This is a genomic window from Rhizobacter sp. P1_G5 (assembly GCF_056405435.1).
In genome coordinates, this window is sequence record NZ_JBFUCB010000590.1 from 1 (window position 1) to 3,783 (window position 3,783).

At 65.7% G+C, this 3,783-nt stretch carries 5 protein-coding genes; all 5 read left to right on the forward strand.

Annotation, left to right across the window (positions count from 1 at the left end):
• Nucleotides 1–179 precede the first annotated feature (179 nt).
• A complete protein-coding gene (locus AC1D12_RS27540) occupies nt 180–1,406 on the forward strand; it encodes a tyrosine-type recombinase/integrase (RefSeq protein ID WP_477844231.1) in 1,227 nt (408 codons plus the stop codon).
• A gap of 223 nt (nt 1,407–1,629) precedes the next feature.
• Nucleotides 1,630–1,845 (forward strand): hypothetical protein, encoded by a 216-nt coding sequence (locus tag AC1D12_RS27545; RefSeq protein ID WP_477844233.1) that lies wholly within the window; start codon nt 1,630–1,632, stop codon nt 1,843–1,845.
• A complete protein-coding gene (locus AC1D12_RS27550; protein ID WP_477844235.1) occupies nt 1,842–2,279 on the forward strand; it encodes a hypothetical protein in 438 nt (145 codons plus the stop codon). The genes AC1D12_RS27545 and AC1D12_RS27550 overlap by 4 nt, the downstream gene beginning before the upstream one ends.
• Nucleotides 2,280–2,484: 205 nt before the next feature.
• Nucleotides 2,485–2,694, forward strand: coding sequence for a helix-turn-helix transcriptional regulator (locus AC1D12_RS27555; RefSeq protein WP_477844237.1), 210 nt, complete (start codon nt 2,485–2,487; stop codon nt 2,692–2,694).
• The coding region (locus AC1D12_RS27560) for a PriCT-2 domain-containing protein (protein WP_477844239.1) at nt 2,691–3,783 on the forward strand (1,093 nt) is incomplete at its 3' end. The genes AC1D12_RS27555 and AC1D12_RS27560, both read left to right, overlap by 4 nt.

Genomic DNA, 3,783 nt, shown 5'->3' on the forward strand with positions numbered 1-3,783 from the left:
TGGTGGCGCTTCAGGGATTCGAACCCCGGACCTGCGGATTATGATTCCGTCGCTCTAACACCCGAGGTGGATCGTCCGGCGTCGATTTCCCAGGTAAGACGGCGCATGCAGTGGCATTCTTTGGCAGCCGTTAGTACACTTTCTGCCTACATTTGTGCCTACACGGCAGAAAGCCACCCATGCCAACCCTGCAGAAGCGATTGACCGACAGCGTGGCGCGCGCGATCGCGACGCCGGCCGCGGGCTATGACATCCACTGGTGCCCGGGCACGCCGGGCTTCGGGGTTCGCGTCACCGCTGCTGGCGCGCGGGCATGGATCGCTGAACGGCGGGTCGACGGCAAGACTGTGCGGCGCACGCTGGGCAAGGCGGCGGGCGCCGCAGCGATCAGCAGCGACGCGGCGCGCCGGCTCCAGCTCGATGTCAGCAGCGAGCTACAGCAGGGCAAGGACCGGCTCGAGGACCGTCGGCTGAAGCGCAAGGCCGAGAAGGTCGACGCGCTCACGCTCGACGCCGCAGTGCGGGACTACGCGAAGAACAAGCGACGGTCCAAGGATGGTTTGCCCCTGAAGGCGCGCACGCGCTCCGACTACCTGGCAATGGTTGAGCCGGCGGGCGCCACAAAGTCGGGTCGCCCAACGCTGCCCGGTGCGCTGCACTCCCTCGCCGGCAAGGCCCTGCACAAGATCACTGCAGACGACATCCGGAAGCTGTACGCCTCGCTGGAGCCGCGTGGCCTGCGCCGCCAGACCTACGCACTGCAGGTGCTACGCGCAGTGCTCCGGCACCATGGCGTCGCGATTGACGGTGACCCGCTCAGCCCGGCCACGGCAGGCGCCGCGCGCGTCCGCCTGGTGACGAGCAAGGGCAACCCCACACCGATCCCTGTGGAGCGCCTCGGCGCATGGTGGCGGGCCGCTTGTGAGATGCCAACGGGTGGCGCCGATCAACTTCGCTTCCAACTGCTCACCGGCTGCCGGCCTGGCGAGGCTGCTGGCATCCAGGTCAAGCATTTCGACCAGCAGGGGGACCGCGTTCGGCTGGTCGACACGAAGAACCGCGCCGACCACACCCTCGTGCTGAGCAGGCAAGCCGCCAAGATCGCGCGAGCGCACGCGAAGGGGAAGAAGAGCGACGCACTGCTGTTCGGCGTGCAAGACGCTGGGAAGTCGCTCGACGCCATCAACGAGGCGGCCGGCGTGCAGGGGATCTCGCCGCACAAGCTGCGGCACACCTTCGCATCGATCGCTGCGGAACTGGTGCCGGCGTTCACGTTGCGCAAGATGCTGAACCACGCCTCCGACAGCGGCGACACGGCGGCGGCGCACTACGTGGGGATCAGCGATACGCAGCTGCGCGCCGGGTGGCAAGCGGTGGCCGATTTCATCGAGGCGCAGGCGGTCTAGATTTGCACGCGTTCGCATACCTCGCTACATTGGGTGCACTTGATATCCTTTCCGTGCAGCCTGCGAGGAGCAGGCATCGGGAGTGAACAGCTGGCGCAAGGCCAGTAGCGCTGCGAAGTGCAATCCGCGTTTGTGACCCCCGCGGCCCGCACTTGCAGCGTGTTCCAGAGCGGCAGTTGCCCGAGGACCATAGGCGTGCACAAGACTCACCAGCGGGGTGAGCATGTCCCACATTTCCATCGATCCCATCGCGGTCGACGAACACGTCGTAGCCGCTGCGCTCGGCCTGTCCGTTCACTGGGTCCGCAAGGACCGAATCGGCAAGCGCCTGGTGCCGTTCTATCGAATCGGCGGCGCGATTCGCTACAACCTGGGCCGAGTGCGCGAAGCGCTCGCGGCCGTTGAAGAGGGCGGGGCCGCTCGTAAGGGGCGAGCATGAAGCGCGCCACCATCGCACTGCGGAAGGCCGGCGATGGCCAGCTCTACAGGGTGGGCGAGACTCACCAGCGCRCTAAGTTCAGCGATGAACTGGTCGAGAAGGCGCGCGAACTGCGAGAGGCGCATGGGCTGTCGTGGCGTGCGATTTCGGAGCTCACGGGCATGTCACAGCGCGGCGTCCGAGACGTGTGCGCCTTCACGCGCAGGGCCTCAACGGCGGACGCGTTCCGTGCTGTCGATGCCGCTGCGGTGCCGGAGGTCAAGGCGCCGCCGGTGATTGATGCGGAAGCCATCGCAGGGGCGGGCCGCGGGCGCGTCCGTGACGAAGCCGAGGGTGCCCACTCCGAGAGCAGCACGATTGCTGCTGAAGGACTTCTGCTGCTCCGAGGTGCGATTGCGCGGTGGTTCGAAGCCCCTTGCCGCAGTCGGATTTGAGCAACTGCTAATGCGCGCGACGCGCAAAGCCGCGTCGTTGCTCGCGATCGTGCCGGGCGGCTCTTGATGCAGGCGGGGCTTGCTCTTACTCGCGCAAAAGCCGCTTTCAATACGCCCACGTATTTCGTAGTGCACCCCTATGCGCATAACCGCTGGGATGCCACTTTTAATGCATCCATGTTCAACGCCACTTGAGAGGTCCCAAATGGCAACTGACAACCTTGACCAACTGCTCACCGTGCGTGACGTCATGGCGCTGCTGCGCATCAATCGTGCGACTGCGTACAGATGGAACGCGACGGGGGCACTGCCGGCCGTGCGCCTGCCGGGGGACACCTTGCGCTGGCGGAAGTCCGACCTGGAGCGCCTCATGCGCGAAGGCATGGCGCAAGCGGCGGGGGGCGCACCAGCATGAAAGCCAACCCAACAAGTGGGGAGGCCCCGACCGCTGGAACAGTCGAGGCCTCGAATCAAAACGAAAACGATCAGGACAACGCCATTATGGTCACCTTGCCGCTCTCGATCAACCTGTGGGACGACCAACCCGCATGCTCGCCGGCCTCTCCCGACGAATTTGACATCGTCGCAATCGAGCAGGCTGCAGAGGCCATCGCTTCGGCGGCCACTGCATCGCGCGAGAGACCTGCCACCCTCCACGCGACATTCTTTCCGAATGATCGGCGCACCGACGGCGTTGCGGAGCAACTCCTGTGGCCCGATCTCTGCCGGAAATTGGCAGAGCCGGCTGAGTACTCGAGCAAGAAGGCTTGTCCTTTGTTCCGGCTCACATCGTCGCGGGGAGCAAGTCGCGCGGCGGGTGTCGCGGTAGATCATGTCTTCGGCCTCGTGGGCGACTACGACGCCGAAGAGGTGACCGCTATTGAAGCGGCGGAGCGTCTCACTGCAGCCGGCATTCGGGGGTTCATCTACACGAGCGCCTCGAATGGTGTCGTGACAAAGACCAGCCGCGGCGGGCCGCGCTGGCGCGTCGTCGTGCCCCTGGCGCAGCCAATCAGCTCCGACGAGTACGGACCCATGATGAGCTGGCTGAATGGGGCTCTGGAGGGCATCCTGGCCGCAGAGAGCTGGCAGGCTACCCGCTGCTACTACTTCGGCCGGGTCGCGGGCGTGCAGTTCGAAACGCACGTCATTGACGGCCTGCCGCTGGATATTGTCATTTACGCGCCGGGCTTCGACGCAATGGATTCGCCAGAGCGGCCAGGCGCCGCCGCGGCCCGGCCGTCGAAGCCGCGTACGGACGCCGACGTCGAGGATTTCGACCGCCAGATCACGCTCGGTCGAGCGACGGCGCAAACGCTTCTCGATCTGCGCGACGCACTGCGCAGCATCCCTGCCGACGAGCGCAGCCGGTGGGTCGAGATGGGGATCGCTCTGGCCAGTCTGAAGGGGACTGCCTTCGAGGACGACGCGCGCGATGCGTGGGTCGCATGGTCGCAGACGAGCTCCGAATTCAAGGACGACGACGAGGCGCAGTGGGAAACGT

What these genes read in the sequence shown, in the direction of transcription:
- AC1D12_RS27540 (WP_477844231.1), top strand. Translation starts at nt 180, where the DNA reads ATGCCAACCCTGCAGAAGCGATTGACCGACAGCGTGGCGCGCGCGATC.
- AC1D12_RS27545 (WP_477844233.1), top strand. Translation starts at nt 1,630, where the DNA reads ATGTCCCACATTTCCATCGATCCCATCGCGGTCGACGAACACGTCGTA.
- AC1D12_RS27555 (WP_477844237.1), top strand. Translation starts at nt 2,485, where the DNA reads ATGGCAACTGACAACCTTGACCAACTGCTCACCGTGCGTGACGTCATG.